The sequence below is a fragment of the Pseudoalteromonas sp. MM17-2 genome, assembly GCF_022347945.1.
Classification (GTDB): domain Bacteria; phylum Pseudomonadota; class Gammaproteobacteria; order Enterobacterales; family Alteromonadaceae; genus Pseudoalteromonas; species Pseudoalteromonas ruthenica.
Genome location: NZ_JAKRFV010000001.1, coordinates 72,614 through 89,022 on the forward strand (window position 1 = coordinate 72,614; position 16,409 = coordinate 89,022).

Below are 16,409 nucleotides of genomic sequence, written 5' to 3' on the forward strand. Positions count from 1 at the left end.
CCACAGTTTAACTAACTTGTTATACGACAAATACACCAATCATAACCAAAGCGACTAATAAAAAAGCCATAATAAAGTATTTACCAAGCCCCTGAACCAATTTCATTTCTTGTTGGTAAGCTACCCTTGCTTTTTTTACTTCACTTTCGCTCTTACCAAAACAATATGGGCAATCTTCAAAGTCCTCTGAAACAGGTAAACTACATTTAATACATTGTCTGGGTGCTCTAGTGCGAAGACTCGGCACTCCGAGCAGAAAGCTAACTTCGTTCGCTTCAGTCACCCCCGAATAGCCAACATCTTTACTTAGCCTTCGCCTAGATGTATTTAATTGAGCTTCCTTATATTCTTTATTCAGCTTAATTTTTTCGGCATCACTCAGCAATAGCTCTTGTGGTAACTCAAAACTACAAAATTCACAATGCGATAATCTTCGATTGAAAATAGTCTTATCGCAATTTGGGCATTTAAATTTCATATTTTATTCCAATGTAACGCCTCAATCAGCCGACGCGTTAGCGGTGGGTTGTATTGACTTGTTAGCTTCCAAAAATACGGCATCGAAACTGCCGTCATTAGAAATTTGTTCAAGCTTTTGGTATAGGCTGTCAGCTTGTATTAATGGTATCACCGCCATTCTGGCAGCTTTATAATGCTCCATGATATTACCTGAAAAGAAGTCCTTTCCTGTTACTAAATTACGGACGTCCTCAACTCGTTCGTTTGGCAAGTCGATGTTTTCTGGCAAAAAAGGCTCTCTATGATCTAACGTGAGTGCCACCCCTTCATCAAACCATACAGGAACTTCTTGGATAAAGCGCCAAAAGCCAACACGTTGCTGGATTTCTGCGTGCAACCATTCATGAGCTATGACGTCCACATTTTGGCCTTTAGGACCAACAATAATACATGATCGCCAAGGCGTTCGATGCATGGTGGCCGTTTCATTGGCTCCAAAAATATTTGCCGTGGCAGAGTCTGATGTAAACAATATTTTTGGTGTTGATTCAGGCCTCCCGTAGACTCCATCAATCCTCTTTAATGCGGAAGAGACAATCTGAGACAAATCTTCGATGCGCTCTGGTGGTATATCGCTTCCAATGTGGAACTGATTGTTTATTTCTCGAAAATCTAGCATATGAGAAAATTCACAAGCTATTGCATATCTTCGAAAAAATATTCCAACAACAATAACTAGCAATAGCGCACTTGAAATTCCGATAGCGACTTTATTCACCGAGCTCTCCATGAAACTTCACGCATAGAAAAAATGCCACGCGTTGCGAACCCCTCTTAAACAGTTTGTTAGGCAGATTTATTACGTAAGCTAACTAGCCTAAATAGAAAAACAAGTGCTCCCCACGTACTGTATAAAGCAATTAAACCACCAAGTTGAATTAATGTATATCCATGGGCGTCTCCTTTAACACCCGAGAAGTACTGTAGAGGAGCTTGAATTCCAAGCCAAGCTATCCAGCTACCCATTGCTGCTAAGCTAATTGTAAAAAGTAAGAAACCAATCAGTTGCAAAGGCGTTTGTTGTAGGTGACTATCCGTACCTTTATATGTTTTACTAAAAGGAGACCTATAATATTTCATACAATAAATTAGTAAACATGTGATAGGCAGCATCACAATATCAATTATTGTTATAGGTAGCCCAGTGTGTAGCCTAATTGCCTCAGAAATTAGGATGACTAAAACTATAATAATACCCGTTTTTAATTTTGCCCATCTCATAAGCTTGACCTGTAAGCTAAAAATAACCTTGTATGCCTAACGCCCGCATAATGGGCGGATTAAGCTTGGCTAAAATTAGTGAGGAACGAGCGCCAGCCAAGCTTTAGACGTCCATTCATTAATGCGTTTGTTAGAGTTGCGTGGGTAGTAATGTTATATACACTTTACCTTTAACTTCTGACTTTTTCTTAAAGTCTGTAGCTATGCTTAACCTATTAATCTCAATGCTGAAACCATTGAAGCCTGGTTTATTAACAATCAGATAATAACCACCAGCATAGAATCCAGCATGCTGTTCGCAGTTATTAGCCTTGGACTTGTCGAGTACTCCCGAGTATTGCCAATATGATGGCATCACTGGATTTAATGTGGTATTTCCACTTTTATCCGTTATTGATTCATATTTAGATAGTACAATAGCGGGTTCGTCATATCTCATATGCAATCGTACTATTCTTATTTAGCTCCTGGTATCCCAACCAAACTCGTATCATTAACCGATATATCAAACACTACGACTTCTTCGCTGTGCTCAATTAATGTTTCGTCACATTTTTCTTGGGCAATTGAGAAAAAAGGAAAAATAAGGATTGCTGAAATCAATAAGTGCTTCATGTCTCAAGTAGCTCTAACATGTTTATAGCGAGCGAATCGCGCGTTTTTCTACTACGCTACCGCTCACTTTTCTGAATGATACATTTTTAACAGACTAGCTAACTCATTGCCAGTATTATTAAAAGTAGCTATTGGTCGTTTTTATCTTGCGACAAAAGCACGCGATTGGGTCGTTTTCTTGACTATGTGAGCGATTGGGTGATTACTGTTTAAATTCACAGTGTTCGCATATTTTCAAAGGAATGAAAATAAAAACTCGCTCGCCTTATTTAAATTACATCTCAGACAACATGTTGACTCGGCAGTATTCATTGAGAACGGTTAACGCTTACCTTAGTTGGATATCTAATTTCATACATTTTCATAATAGAAGACATCTCACTACTATGGGTGATGACGGAGTGATTGAGTTTTTAGACCACTTAATTTTAAAAAGAAATATGTCGCCTAGAACGCAAATGCCCGCATTAAATGCATTAGCGTTTTTGTACAAACACATAGTAAAAGAAGAATTGTCGGTGGACTTAAATTTTGTCAAAAGCAATAGACAACCCAAATTGCCAGTCGTAATGACACCAGAATAAGTCAAAGAGATAATGTCGTTTATGAAAAAGCGTTATTACTTAATTGCGGGGTTAATGTACGGGAGCGGTTTAAATTAAGCTAGTCGCTGGTTCATCAGCGACTAGCTATTTTGTTGGATTAGAATCGGTAAGTAACTGATGCACCCACTGTTTGCGGGTTCACAACGGCTGCATAACCTTGTGGGTAACGGCCACTTGCCGGCTCTTGTGAAGTATACGCCTCTTCGTCTAGGGCGTTATTGATGAAGGCACTGATCAACCATTGCTCGGTGTCGTAGGTCACCGATAAACGAGTAATAGTGTAATCACCTGCAATGCGCTCTTCTGTGTTTGTTAAGTCACCATAATACTCACCCACATAGTTGGCGCTTAAATTTACTTTTAGGCTATCGGTAAACCAGTGTGAAAGACCTAAACTCGCCGTTAGTTCGGGTGCAGAGTTTAAATCACTGCCAACGGCATCTGGAAAGGCTGATGATTCATCAATGTTAGTTTTTAATAAACCAAAACCACCATGTAGCTGCCACTGCTCTCCAAGCATACTGTAAGCATCGACCTCTAAACCGTAGCTATGAGCATCTTCTACATTCGTGATTCTGCGCTCTGAACTTAATGCTTGATACCCGTTAAAATTGTTGTAAAACACATTAGCGCTAATATTGATGTCGCCATTATCTATTACGCTGCGCGAACCTATTTCATAGGTATTAACCGTTTCTTCGTCGTAGTAGTAGTAATCTTCAGCGGTAAAATCGAGCGCACCGCCCCCTGCGTTATAGCCACGGCGAGCACTGGCAAATAAAGTCGTTTCGTCGCTAACATCATATTGAATCGCGAGCTTTGGTAAACGCACTGTGTGTGAATTATCAAGCTGCTCAACGAGCTGATCGCCACGAAACGCCATATTGAAATTACGTAATTGTTCTTCACGCTCAATACGAAGGCCCGCAGTTAACGTTAATTCGCGGCTTAAATTAAAGCTTGTTTCGCCATAAACTGCGGTCGATTTACTGCTATCGTCACCGTAGTAGTTTGTTGCACCCACACTTTCAAATTCTTGGTCGCGCTCAAAGTAAGCAAGGCCGATAAACCCGGAATAAAAGTGGTTGTTTAGCCCAAAGTTGAGCTTGGTATCGACGGTGATATTACTCTCGTCCATTGATACGTCAGATTCAGCGCTTTCAATGGGCTCGTATGCGTCAAAGCTCCAGTGATAATCCATGTAAGCAACTACTACGTCTAACGAAAAATCATCATTAATACTGTAATCAATATTTACTTGCGTAGTATCAGAGTCTGTTTCCACAATACGTTGATATAGGGGCTTATAATCAAATGGTTCGTCCGCAACAAAGTATTTACGACCAGAGTTACCCTCTTCACTGTAAGTTGAGTAAGTCAGCTGCACGGCAAGGTCTTTGCTTGGCGTGTAAAGTAATTTAGCGCGCGTACTGCTGGTATTTAACTTGTTTAATTCACGATCAGTTGGGTTTGTTTCATATACCGGTGGGTTTGAAAATGTTTCGCCATCGACATACTGAGTTGATAAGCGAAATGCTAATACATCCTCAACTAATGCTCCCGATACCACTGCGGCAGTATCGAGGTAGCTATCTTGATTGCGATAACCTACGCGCACTGCCCCTTCAAAATCCTGAGTTGGCGCTTTCGTTGTCATGTACACCGCACCTGCGATGCTATTGCGACCATTGCTAGTTGATTGCGGCCCCCGGTAAACCTCAATTTGTTCTACATCCCAAAGGCCGGTATCACCTGTTAAGTCAGCAACAAAGGGTTGGCTTACACCATCAATTAACGTTGAAACACGGGCTTTTGAACCTCCGCTAAATGAGTTAAAACCGGTTGCCCCACCATTACCAGACACCCCTCGCATATCAGGCACCGAACCCGTTAACACCACCACGTTTGCCATTTCTGAGAGCGCTTCGGATATAGACGCAAGCTGGCCGTTTTCTAGTAGCGCCTTATCAACAACCGCCACCGACGACATGGTTTCTTTAAGTGACTTTTCCGTTTTTTCACCGGTAACAACAATAGTGTCCATTGATTCTCGACTGCTTTGCTCGTCGTCAGCCCAAGCCGAGCCTTGAGCAGCAAGTAACGATGCAAAAATAACCTTGGTTATTGTGTTGAGTTTTAATGCAGTAGCCAATGTCCTTTCCCCGTAAGAGATTATTAGAATTAAACAAATCGAGCTTGATAAAAAGCGCTAGGAAATTAACACAGGCTTAATGACATTGCAATTGAGTTTAGTTATCATTTACAATGCGATATAACATAAATTCCAACTCTCATTTTATGCTCATTTTCACCGTTACTTTACTCATCGTTTTCGCTGTCAGCACTTTTTACTGCACCAGAAAACAACAGCGATTTTTAAAAAAACCGATAAAAAAACATTGGCGATTACTATCGCTTGCATTAATAGCGTGTGCATTAACACTTGCCTTTGTGCAGCTATCAGCCACAGCAGCTGTTTTCTATATAATCTTTAGCGTGATGCTTATGCTAATGCTGATCCCTTTTATTAGCCTGCTGCAAACAAAGGGGTAATTCATGACAAACTCATCAAAGCGCCAACCAACGTGGTTAGGTAAAACCTTAGCCGGTGCCTTTTTAGGGTTGGCACTGTCATTTATATTCATTGCTTTTTTTGCTTGGTATGGCCCTGGAGGCATTGAAGCTCGAGATAAAGTGCAATTTAACATGTGGATGATTACCCCTATTTGGCTAACCATTTTTAGTTTTAGCTATTTGTTCAACTCTGCAAAGCAAGCTTGGCTTGTCCTTGGCAGCTTAACTGTGCTGCTTTATGGCGTATTTTTCATGCTCAGGAACGCACTATGAAAGTAAGATCGGATATTTTACGCACCTATCAAGGTGTACATACATGGACGGGCATTATTGCTGGCTTAGTGCTGTTTATAGGTTTTTATGCTGGCAGCCTGACCATGTTTAAACACGAAATACAACGGTGGGCTGCACCGGTTACAGCGCCTAAAGTAACCAGTTCTGATTATGACTACCAAAAACTGGTAGATACGGTAATAAGTGTGCGTGGTGAACAACTTGCTAAAGGCTTTAACCTAGACTTACATACCCAAGACGCGCCTCTTTCTTGGTATATCAAAGGCAGTGCCCGTGGCATGGAGCTTGATAAACAGCTCAACTATGCCCACCTCAATGCTGATGGCACATTAAACGTTAGCGCGCAAACTGAAAACGAACTTGGCGATTTAATTGATTACTTACATCGCACAGCAGGCTTTATTGGTGAAATTGGCCATGACCAATCAGGGGTTTATATTCTAGGTATTGCCAGTGTGTTGTATTTTTTAGCTTTGGTCTCTGGGGTCATTATTTTACTGCCAACACTCGTTAAAACCTTTTTTGCATTGCGTAAAGAAAAAGGGCCAAGCCGGTTTTGGCTCGACAGCCATAACCTTGTGGGGATTGCCAGCTTACCGTTTCATTTAGTCATAGCCTTCACTGTGGTGGTGTTTGCATTTCATGACTTTATTTATGGTGGCTTAGCGCAATTTTATGATGATAAACCGCTGTTTCAGCGCCCTACTCCCGCTGCGCAAAGTTTTCACATTGACAACTTACCTAGTATCGACGAGCAAGTGCTTGCAGCTAAAAGCTATGCGCCTGGCTATGAGCCTATCCACATTCGCTACAGTAATTTAAATTCCGCTTCGCCCTCTGCGGTGTTTATGATGAGTAACAATAATGCGGTTGTGCGCGGCCCAGATACTGACTATTTATTTATGAACCCGTACACCTTAGAGGTCGTTAACTCAAGCTATCCACAAGGCGAAGATGCAGTGTGGGGTAATATGGTGGCCAGTATTTTCTCACTCCATTTTGGCACCTATGGTGGAGAATGGGGGCGCTGGGGTTACTTTATAATGGGCTTACTTGGGGCATTTTTGTTCTATTCGGGCAATTTATTATGGATAGATAAGCGCTTCAAAAAAGATCCCAACAAACGCAGTACGTTGTTTATGGCAAAACTCACTATTGGTGTTTGTTTAGGGTCGATGATTGCCGTTGCTTTCACGTTAGTTGCAGCTAAATGGCTACCTACATTTGTTGCTAACGCAAACTACGCCAGTCTATACAGTTACTACGCCGCCTTTTTTGCTTTTGTGATATATAGCTTCTTAAAACCTGTGCAAAAGGCAACGACGGTTGGCCTTTATTTACTCGCGAGTTTGTGTGCATTAATGGTGTTATCTACGCTGGTGAAACTTGCACTAAGTGACGTAAATACGCTCTTCTACTCAAGCTATATGGTTGATATCGTCGCCGCTATGTTTGCTGTTATTTTCTTGAAAATGTCGAAACATCAGCAGCAAAAACAGGCCACACAAAGCATCATGCCAGCCTTTGAACAGGTTAGCCAAACTTAAGCACTCCTAGTATGGGTATCAGAGCGATTTGATACCCATACTTTTGCCTTATCCACGATTCGCTCCCGTTTAATGAAAGCATTTCTTGTCCCAAGTAACAGTGTCAGGTCTTGCATGGTGCAATGTGCTTGTTATCGACGTTCGCTTGTAGCACGTCAGCGAAGTTCAAAATAAACCTGTGGAGTAAATTGAAACCAACTAAAGTGGCATGTACCAAAAGCGCGAAGATAATTAACTATTCGCGGTAATGTACTCGCGTGTAATGCTTAAGTGGTGAGCCTTTTGAGCATTCTGGTAGTGCGCACTTCCCCAACCAGAGTGGGTGCGCATCATAGTTTTGCCAGTAGGAGGCATCTTGACCCAGCCGGAAAGGATGCTGTAACCTTGGTTTATCACTTCTAAGGAGATTGCGCCAACATGAACAACTAAACCTGTCATCCATTTCTTATTTTCTTTTTGGATTTACAGGGTTAGTAGGCGTAGCTCACATTCCGATATGTCTGTACAAGTGCATTGTATATTTTGCCTATTGGCAAAAGCGTATAGTGGTATTAATCACCTCTCTAAGATAGCTAGCTGCGACTGTTGCCCCTTTCATACAGGAGGCACTTTATGCCATTACTACAGGCTTACAATATAAGTTATCAATTGGATAACGGCGATTTTCTCTTTCAGCAACTGTCATGTTCACTGTCTAATAAGCGTGTTGGCTTAGTTGGGCGTAACGGTGTTGGTAAATCAATACTCGCGTCAATTTTAAGTGGTGAACAACCACCATCAAGTGGGGCTGTTGCTTTGTCTCAATCAGTAGCTGTGTATCATCAGCAGCTACCCCCGCTATTATCTTGCGAACTGACGATTGCTCAGTTCTTGGGTATAGATCAGGTGCTTGAAGCCATAAAGCGGGTTGAGTCGGGTGATTGTTCACAGCAATGGTTTGATATAATAAAGGAGCAATGGGACTTGCCCTTAAAACTCACTCAACAATTACAAGAGCATGGCTTACCAACAGATGTAGATTTTCCATGCGCTCAACTCAGTGGTGGGCAATTCGCCCGTTTAAAGCTTTGGCAATTGTTTGCTAGCAATGTTGAATTACTCATACTTGATGAGCCATCCAATCACCTTGATGTGCATGCTAAACACTGGTTAATTCAGTCTATGCGCGCCTTCAAAGGGGCAATTTTACTTGTCAGTCATGAGCGAAAGTTACTGCACGAAATGGACGAAATTTGGCAGCTTTCAGAGCTTGGGTTACAGGTGTTTGGTGGCAACTACACTCTGTACGCCGAACAAAAAAGGGCAGAGTTACAAGCGCTTGAACGAAAACTGGCAAGCGTTGATAAACAAAAAAAGCAGTTACAATTACAAACGCAGAAAAACCGTGAAAAGGCAGAGCAAAGAGCGGCTCAAGGTACGCAGTTACGAAAGAATGGCAGTCAGCCCAAAGTATTGCTTGATGCTAAAAAAGACAAAGCAACGGCACAGGCAGCTAATCGAACTAAAAATGAGCAGCTTCGTCGAACTCATTTAGCCAATACAGAGCGCTCACTCAAAGCTCACAAAGAGTCACAGAAAAGCCAAAAACTCTATTTAGCGCACCCCCCTATTCGCTCACGTAAAGTCATTTCGATTCATCAAGGCGTATTGCCGTTTGGTCGCACTGAGCCTGTCTCATTTCAAGCATATACCCATGATAAGGTTTATCTGGCAGGTAAAAACGGCAGTGGTAAATCAACGCTTCTGAAAACACTATTGGGCGAAATTTCTCTCCAGCAAGGCGAGCTGCAACTCAATACCCCGTTATATTACCTTGACCAACATTTTGGAGTGATTCGAGGGGATTTATCGCTACTCGATAACCTTGTAACACTTTGCGGTGGCCTTAAGGAGAGTGATGCCAGAACATTACTAGCAGGCGTTGGTTTTAGTCGCGATAATGTATTTCGTCTTGGCCACATGCTTAGTGGCGGTGAGAAGATGAAGTTAGCCATGCTTATTGTTAGTCACCAGGCGACGCACCCTTTTTTACTGCTCGATGAGCCTGATAACCACCTCGACCTTGAGTCAAAACTTATGCTGGCCCAAGCGCTTAATCAATACCCTGGAGGCTTTATTCTCGTTAGCCATGATGAGGACTTCGTTCGTGAATCAGGGGTTCAGATGCAAATCGATATTTAACTTGTATAACTGCCATCTAGAAACGAACTATATCGTCCATGGGATTAAACGAGCTATCTGCCATGGGCGGTATGCCCTCTTTCACCCTACGGAAATAACTATTTATACACCATATTCCTTGGGTTTCTCCTATAGTCAGGAAAACGACCCATTGGGTCGTTTTGTCGTATCCACGGTTAGAGCAATATCGCCTAACTTCAATGCTGGTAAGTACTTCTTAAATTTGCTATTACTGGTCTAAGGACAAAAACGAGAATGATTGCGGCAGAAAAACGACCCAATCGCTCGATATTAAATTGTTATGCAGGAAAAATTACATGTCGAACATTAGCTTAGAAGCATGGAAGAATGTTAAACAGACACAGCAGAAGTATGATTACTTTATTCTGAGTTTAAGTAGTGCTTTGTTTGCATATTTAGGCTCAAAATTTGAGCCTGAAAAATTATCATTTTCCCAAAACTCAATTGAATTATTAGCGCTAGCATCTTTCGCTGTATCAATACTTTTTGGGATTCTTCGCCTAGAAAGTGAGATTTCTGTGCAATCTAATGACTATAGAAAAGCACAGGCTCAGGAAAGACTCGACGTAGTTAATAAAATTATAAATTTACCTTATAGAAATATCGACCTAGACACCGGTAGTCAGGTTTCAATTTCAGAGGCCCAAGAAAAACAGCAAATACTGCAAAAGTTTATCGCTCAATCTAGTGATTACGCCGAAGAATTAGGTGACAGTTACGAACTAAAATTTAAAGTTAGAAATTACTCGTTGCTTATAGGCTTTGTGCTACTTGTTATTTCGAAATTTGTCGCGCTGTATCTGGCGTCGAATGCATAACAAGCCACTGTAGTCACTCGCTGGCGCTCGTTGGGACACAAACACGCAGGCTTCCTTCGCTTCGCTCCGTATTATAGCCTGCGTATTTGTGCCCCTAAGTGGGGCGTTATCTCTCACGGATGTTATGGACTCAGCAGAAATCACAAAAGCGACAATTGAGTTTGCAGTAAAACACGGACTGGGAAAAAGCCCCGAATTGAAGTATTTGTATAATGCCATCACCTCTTCTCCCAAACACGAACGTTATAAAGGCCTCATGGGTGTTTTCGCAGTTCAAATGAGAGAAGATCGGCTCAAAGTTCAAACGTTTACTGGTCGCCTTCTATTGAAAATAAACCCCAAGGCAACAGAGCGGTGCGAAGAAGCTATTTTTCGCCTTCTACCACACTGGGATGTAAGTGCAGAAGAAGTCGTGTTTTACCTCAGAGAGCAGTTCGGGAAAGAAAATATGCTGACTGCAATAAACAATCTGAGAGCTGGCCAACTTTCAGACTCAGACTTTGCACAATTAGATACTGTTGTACACTGGTTGGGCTGTTGTGAGAGATAACAAACCAATATAGTCGCTCACTGCGCTCGCTGGGACACAAACACGTAGGCTCCCATCGCTTCGCTCAGGATTTTAGCCTACGTATTTGTGCCCCTAATTGGGGTGTTAGAGAGCCTATGAAGAATTTGAGTTACCTTTTAGCTTTGTTGTTTTTATTTGGTTGTGGGAAGAAAGAGCCGAATCCTGTTTGGGATTGGGGGTATATACCGTCGTCAGAAATATCGAACTCTAAACGGGAACAATGTGCTCACGAGTATTACCAATCTTTTCCAATTTCCCCAGATAGTGGAGAAAGCCTTAGGATTGGGCAAAGCTCTATTTCCGGCCGTTCTCATAAACACTATATTGGTTCTGGCTGTATGGTTGCTACAGTAGGCACAAGAGTCTATTTGGATGCTGACAAACAAGCTAATAACTTTTACTCGGTTTCTGTTTCAATGCCAACTTTAGATGATAGATGCAGGAGTAACTCTGACATACCAGCATGTAAGGAAAGCTCAGTTAGCCACACAGTCTTATTTTCTAGAGATATTTCAGCTAGTGAGATTGGTGACTATTTTAAAAGTAAGACTATGAATCAAATCGTAAGTTATGACGAACATAGCCGTCTTGTCACTTTTCAACTTAGAAATAAAAGCCTTGAGTATAAAATCCAGGCTTTCTAACAAAGCAAATTAAAGGTGCGGAAAAACCAGTTGTTTTTGTTCGTACCTCACAAATTTTAGCCAACTAATTTTTGCCGTTAATTTGTAGCATTAGTTTTTTTATGATGATTCGTTTTATATTTTTAAGTTTGTTTATGATTGCCGGGACAACTATGGCTTCAAATGAAATAGGACCACCTGAAGGAGTTTTGGCTGAAGATTGGGAAGCCTATCTAAAGCAAAAAAAGGATTGGGGAGCCATGCTTAAGCAAAGGTTTGAAAGTGAACTCAAAGCGACTCCTCCTTTACCTCCTTGGGAAAAATTTCCTGAATATGAACCTAGCAATATATTTTGGCGAATAGGATCAGGTGAAGAGTATCTAACCGATTATTTTGGTGTTTACTTAAAGTATGCAAGTAAAGATGATATTCAGGCATATAAATTGAAATACCCCGCTCCTAAAGTTTGGGAAACTTGGTATAACGAAAACTAACAAGTTAATAAAAAGTGGAAGCAAAAGACGGCTCGAAGGGGTTCGATTTTGAAGGTACATTTACAAAAATTGAGTCAAACGAGTCGATTCATTTTAAGCTTGGTGATAACCGTGTTGTGATAGTTGAACTCATAGAAACAATCAATGGCGTTAAGGTCGTAGAAACCTTTGAGGCGGAAGATGAGAACTCTGCTGAGCAGCAAAAACAAGGTTGGCAAAGTATCCTCCACAACTTCAAAAAACACGTTGAAAACAAAAGCAACTAACAAGGTGCTGCTGACAAACAAATTTACCGCTGAGCGCGGCGGTAGCGACCGCATCAGCTAGCCACTGCGTGCCGAAAGTTCACTCTAGCCTTGGCAATACAACCAAAAAAGCGAGCCTCTCAGGGGCTCGCTTTTTATGATAAGTGCTAGAACTTAGCTGCTGCCGGTTTTGGCGCGCCGTGTTCTCCAGCGGTTATTTCTTCTTGCCGGGCCTTTCGCTTGGGGTGAGTCGCCATCGCGTCCTTTGGGTTTATTAGCACCGCCCTGCTCCTTACCTTGCTGCGGCGCTTTACCCTGCTGCGGCGCACTCGCCGCTTTTTTCGCGTGCGAAGGCTTCTTTTTCACTGCTTGCTTAGCGGTGTTGCCTGGCTGCTCAGCTTTGGCTGCTTTCGGCTTTTTGGGTTTTTTAGGCTTTTTCGGCGCCCGCAATGTGCTTGGTGCCACCTCATTCGTGGGCTCAAAGCCCGCGATAGTTTGCCGTGGCAACAATTCTTGAATAAGGTTTTCAATGCCGTTTAAATCTTTTGCCTCGTCCGCTGTGACAAATGAGATAGCCAACCCTGAGGCCCCCGCCCGACCGGTTCGTCCGATACGGTGAACATAGTCTTCGGCAACATTGGGCAAGTCAAAGTTGATCACACAAGGAAGCTGGTCAATATCAATGCCGCGCGCGGCGATATCGGTGGCCACCAGAACTTTAATACTGCCGTCTTTAAATCCGGCCAACGCTTTGGTTCTGGCGCCTTGGCTCTTATTGCCATGAATCGCGGCAGAGTGAATACCGCGCTTTTCCAAATTAGTGGCAATGCGATTCGCGCCATGCTTGGTGCGGCTAAACACCAACACCTGCTGCCAATCATTTTCTTTAATTAAATGACTTAGTAGCGCTGTTTTGCGCGATTTATCCACTGGGTAAACCCACTGCTCTATGGTTTTTGCCGTGGTATTGGCAGGCACCACAGAAATCTCTAGCGGCTGGTGGACTATGGTTTTCGCCAATTCACGGATCTCGTCCGAGAAGGTCGCCGAGTACAGCAGGTTTTGTCGTTTCGGCGGCAATAACTTAATAATGCGGCGAATATCGTGAATAAAGCCCATATCTAACATGCGGTCAGCTTCATCAAGCACCAGCATTTCTAGTTGCTCAAATTTAATGGCATTTTGCTGATACAAATCCATTAACCGTCCGGGCGTGGCCACGAGGATATCGGCCCCGCGACGCAGTTGCATCATTTGCGGGTTAATTTTAACGCCGCCAAAGGCCACGCAATAGCTCAGCGCTAACTCTTTACCATACGTGGCGACACTGGCACCTACCTGAGCGGCCAGCTCACGGGTAGGAGCAAGCACTAAAGCTCGCACGTTATTACCGCGAGCACGCTGCCCTTTACTTAATATTTCTAGCATCGGCAAGGTAAAACCCGCCGTTTTACCGGTGCCGGTTTGCGCAGCGGCCATCACGTCGTGGCCGGATAACACCGCAGGAATGCCTTGCGCCTGTATTGGTGAAGGATGCTGGTAGCCTTGGCGTTCAATCGCTTGAAGTAGTTTAGGTTGTAGTTTTAAGTCACTGAATTGGATGGTGTCTTCGGTTTTGATGGTGTTGTTTGCTGATGGTACTTGCTGTTCGGTCATATAAACTCGGTATACATGGCGAAACAAGCTTAAACCCGATTGCATCACCAAAAAATTAAAAAGGCGTAGCGACTTGCTACACAGGCGTAAAGAGCATCGGCGCAATGGCGCCTCAAGGTGTGCTCTTTACTGATCACGCTGCCATCATAACACACTCTGGGTTAATACAGTGCATGGCAAAAAAAGAAAGCGTAGATCCGGTGCTCAGCCCCATTGGCACTTGCCCTACTCGCTTGTAACTGAGCATCAGTGCAGCCATAAAAAAACCCGCTCAAGGCGGGTTTTTATGTCACTCACTAGCAGAGCTTACCAACCGGTTTTCTCTTTTAGTGCGTTGCCAATTTCAGCAAGTGAACGTACAGTTTGTACGCCCGCTGCTTCTAAGGCTGCAAATTTCTCGTCAGCAGTACCTTTACCGCCAGCGATAATCGCACCAGCGTGGCCCATACGTTTGCCTGGAGGTGCAGTTACACCGGCAATGTATGAAACAACAGGCTTAGTGACGTTGTCTTTGATGTACGCAGCCGCTTCTTCTTCAGCTGTACCGCCGATCTCACCGATCATTACGATAGCTTCAGTTTGCGGATCTTTTTCGAACATCTCTAGTACGTCGATGAAGTTAGTACCAGGAATTGGGTCACCACCGATACCAACACATGAAGATTGACCAAAGCCAGCGTCAGTTGTTTGCTTAACAGCTTCATAAGTCAAAGTACCAGAACGTGATACGATGCCTACTTTACCAGGCTTGTGGATGTGACCAGGCATGATACCAATCTTAGACTCACCCGGGGTAATAACACCTGGGCAGTTAGGACCAATCATACGCACGCCAGTTTCATCAAGCTTAACTTTAACGTCAACCATGTCTAGCGTTGGGATACCTTCAGTGATACAAACGATTAGCTCGATGCCCGCATCGATCGCTTCAAGGATTGCATCTTTACAGAAAGGCGCTGGTACGTAGATAACAGAAGCCGTAGCGCCTGTTTCTTCAACAGCGTCACGTACAGTGTTAAATACCGGCAGACCTAGGTGCGTTTGACCGCCTTTACCTGGTGATACACCACCAACCATCTGCGTACCGTATTCGATTGCTTGCTCAGAGTGGAACGTACCCTGACCACCAGTGAAACCTTGGCAGATTACCTTAGTGTCTTTATTAATTAGTACAGACATTATTTGCCCTCCGCAGCAGCAACAACTTTCTCAGCTGCGTCTGTTAGAGATTCTGCAGCAATGATGTCTAGACCTGAGTTAGCAAGAACGTCACGGCCTAGTTCAGCGTTAGTACCTTCAAGACGTACAACTACAGGTACGTTTACGCCAACTTCTTTAACCGCACCGATAATACCTTCTGCGATCATGTCACAACGTACGATACCGCCGAAGATGTTAACAAGTACTGCTTTAACATTGTCATCAGAAAGGATGATCTTAAATGCTTCAGCAACGCGCTCTTTAGTTGCACCGCCGCCCACATCTAGGAAGTTAGCTGGCTTGCCGCCGTGTAGGTTAACGATGTCCATAGTACCCATTGCTAGACCCGCACCATTTACCATGCAGCCTACTGTACCGTCTAGCGCTACGTAGTTTAGTTCCCACTGTGCTGCGTGTGCCTCACGCTCGTCTTCTTGCGAAGGATCGTGCATCGCGCGGATTTTAGGCTGACGATATAGTGCGTTGCCATCAACACCGATTTTACCGTCTAGGCAGTGTAGGTTGCCTTCGTCAGTGATAACCAGTGGGTTGATTTCAAGTAGCGCGAAATCGTGATCGATAAACATGTTGCCAAGACCCATGAAGATCTTAACGAACTGCTTAAGTTGAGTTGGGTTCAAGCCAAGTTTGAAAGCAAGCTCACGACCTTGGTAAGCCTGAGGACCTACAAGTGGGTCGATCTCAGCTTTGTGGATAAGCTCTGGCGTTTCTTCAGCAACAGTTTCGATTTCAACACCGCCTTCGGTAGACGCCATGAAAACAACTTTACGTGAAGCGCGGTCGACAACAGCACCAAGGTAGAGTTCGTTTGCAATGTCAGTGCAGCTTTCAACAAGGATCTTTGCAACAGGCTGACCATTTTCGTCAGTTTGGAAAGTTACTAGGTTTTTACCTAGCCAGTTCTGTGCAAACTCTTTGATTTCTTGTTTGCTGTCAGCAAGTTTTACACCGCCCGCTTTACCACGGCCACCGGCGTGAACCTGACATTTAACAACCCATTTATCACCGCCGATTTTATCAGCAGCTTCAGCAGCTTCTTGAGGTGTGTCACATGCGTAACCTTCAGAAACTGGTAAACCATATTCGGCAAAAAGTTGTTTTGCCTGATACTCATGCAAATTCATGATGCTTTATCCAATTTTTTGTACTAAAAGAGCTGAATAAATATGCAATTTACCCAACCATCCCAAATTGCGCACCTAGT

At 43.3% G+C, this 16,409-nt stretch carries 17 protein-coding genes; 9 read left to right on the forward strand and 8 right to left on the reverse strand.

All coding sequences use genetic code 11. The annotated features are described in order from the left end of the window. Positions 1-19: 19 nt before the first annotated feature. From MHM93_RS00355 to MHM93_RS00370, 4 genes are all read right to left on the reverse strand, one after another. Positions 20-478: a hypothetical protein gene (locus MHM93_RS00355; RefSeq protein ID WP_239447524.1), complete on the reverse strand. Its 459-nt coding sequence runs from the start codon at positions 476-478 to the stop codon at positions 20-22. 21 nt (positions 479-499) lie between these two features. After that, complete coding sequence (locus MHM93_RS00360) at positions 500-1,237, reverse strand: hypothetical protein (RefSeq protein ID WP_239447525.1); 738 nt, start codon at positions 1,235-1,237, stop codon at positions 500-502. Between the two features lie 68 nt (positions 1,238-1,305). Then, positions 1,306-1,740, reverse strand: coding sequence for a hypothetical protein (locus MHM93_RS00365; RefSeq protein WP_239447526.1), 435 nt, complete (start codon positions 1,738-1,740; stop codon positions 1,306-1,308). Between the two features lie 130 nt (positions 1,741-1,870). After that, on the reverse strand, positions 1,871-2,179 hold the full coding sequence (locus tag MHM93_RS00370; protein WP_239447527.1) for a hypothetical protein: 309 nt from the start codon (positions 2,177-2,179) through the stop codon (positions 1,871-1,873). A gap of 418 nt (positions 2,180-2,597) precedes the next feature. Between MHM93_RS00370 and MHM93_RS00375 the strand changes: the two genes are divergently transcribed. Next, on the forward strand, positions 2,598-2,939 hold the full coding sequence (locus MHM93_RS00375; RefSeq protein WP_343224132.1) for a site-specific integrase: 342 nt from the start codon (positions 2,598-2,600) through the stop codon (positions 2,937-2,939). Between the two features lie 118 nt (positions 2,940-3,057). Here MHM93_RS00375 and MHM93_RS00380 read toward each other — a convergent pair whose 3' ends face one another. Then, a complete protein-coding gene (locus tag MHM93_RS00380; protein WP_239447528.1) occupies positions 3,058-5,112 on the reverse strand; it encodes a TonB-dependent receptor in 2,055 nt (684 codons plus the stop codon). A 404-nt stretch (positions 5,113-5,516) separates the two neighbouring features. On the opposite strand from MHM93_RS00380, the gene MHM93_RS00385 reads away from it, so the two are divergent. From MHM93_RS00385 to MHM93_RS00420, 8 genes are all read left to right on the forward strand, one after another. After that, positions 5,517-5,807 carry a hypothetical protein gene (locus MHM93_RS00385; protein WP_022946105.1) on the forward strand — a complete coding sequence of 97 codons (291 nt, stop codon included), beginning with the start codon at positions 5,517-5,519 and terminating at the stop codon, positions 5,805-5,807. After that, positions 5,804-7,375 (forward strand): PepSY-associated TM helix domain-containing protein, encoded by a 1,572-nt coding sequence (locus MHM93_RS00390; protein WP_239447529.1) that lies wholly within the window; start codon positions 5,804-5,806, stop codon positions 7,373-7,375. Before MHM93_RS00385 ends, MHM93_RS00390 begins: the two co-directional genes overlap by 4 nt. Positions 7,376-7,987: 612 nt before the next feature. Continuing rightward, entirely contained in the window at positions 7,988-9,556 is a 1,569-nt protein-coding gene (locus tag MHM93_RS00395) for an ATP-binding cassette domain-containing protein (RefSeq protein WP_239447530.1), read from the forward strand. A 317-nt stretch (positions 9,557-9,873) separates the two neighbouring features. Further along, positions 9,874-10,395: a hypothetical protein gene (locus tag MHM93_RS00400; RefSeq protein ID WP_239447531.1), complete on the forward strand. Its 522-nt coding sequence runs from the start codon at positions 9,874-9,876 to the stop codon at positions 10,393-10,395. Between the two features lie 124 nt (positions 10,396-10,519). Beyond that, positions 10,520-10,945 (forward strand): hypothetical protein, encoded by a 426-nt coding sequence (locus MHM93_RS00405; protein ID WP_151172500.1) that lies wholly within the window; start codon positions 10,520-10,522, stop codon positions 10,943-10,945. Between the two features lie 116 nt (positions 10,946-11,061). Beyond that, positions 11,062-11,610, forward strand: a complete 549-nt coding sequence (locus MHM93_RS00410; RefSeq protein ID WP_239447532.1) for a hypothetical protein — start codon at positions 11,062-11,064, stop codon at positions 11,608-11,610. A 101-nt stretch (positions 11,611-11,711) separates the two neighbouring features. Further along, positions 11,712-12,083: a hypothetical protein gene (locus tag MHM93_RS00415; protein ID WP_239447533.1), complete on the forward strand. Its 372-nt coding sequence runs from the start codon at positions 11,712-11,714 to the stop codon at positions 12,081-12,083. Between the two features lie 14 nt (positions 12,084-12,097). Continuing rightward, a complete protein-coding gene (locus MHM93_RS00420) occupies positions 12,098-12,349 on the forward strand; it encodes an SRPBCC domain-containing protein (RefSeq protein ID WP_239447534.1) in 252 nt (83 codons plus the stop codon). 153 nt (positions 12,350-12,502) lie between these two features. Here MHM93_RS00420 and MHM93_RS00425 read toward each other — a convergent pair whose 3' ends face one another. The 3 genes from MHM93_RS00425 to sucC form a co-directional block, all read right to left on the reverse strand. Next, positions 12,503-13,930, reverse strand: a complete 1,428-nt coding sequence (locus tag MHM93_RS00425) for a DEAD/DEAH box helicase (RefSeq protein WP_239447678.1) — start codon at positions 13,928-13,930, stop codon at positions 12,503-12,505. A 360-nt stretch (positions 13,931-14,290) separates the two neighbouring features. Then, positions 14,291-15,163: a succinate--CoA ligase subunit alpha gene (gene sucD, locus MHM93_RS00430; RefSeq protein ID WP_045978833.1), complete on the reverse strand. Its 873-nt coding sequence runs from the start codon at positions 15,161-15,163 to the stop codon at positions 14,291-14,293. After that, positions 15,163-16,329 carry an ADP-forming succinate--CoA ligase subunit beta gene (gene sucC, locus MHM93_RS00435; protein ID WP_022946096.1) on the reverse strand — a complete coding sequence of 389 codons (1,167 nt, stop codon included), beginning with the start codon at positions 16,327-16,329 and terminating at the stop codon, positions 15,163-15,165. The genes sucD and sucC overlap by 1 nt, the downstream gene beginning before the upstream one ends. Positions 16,330-16,409: the final 80 nt, after the last annotated feature.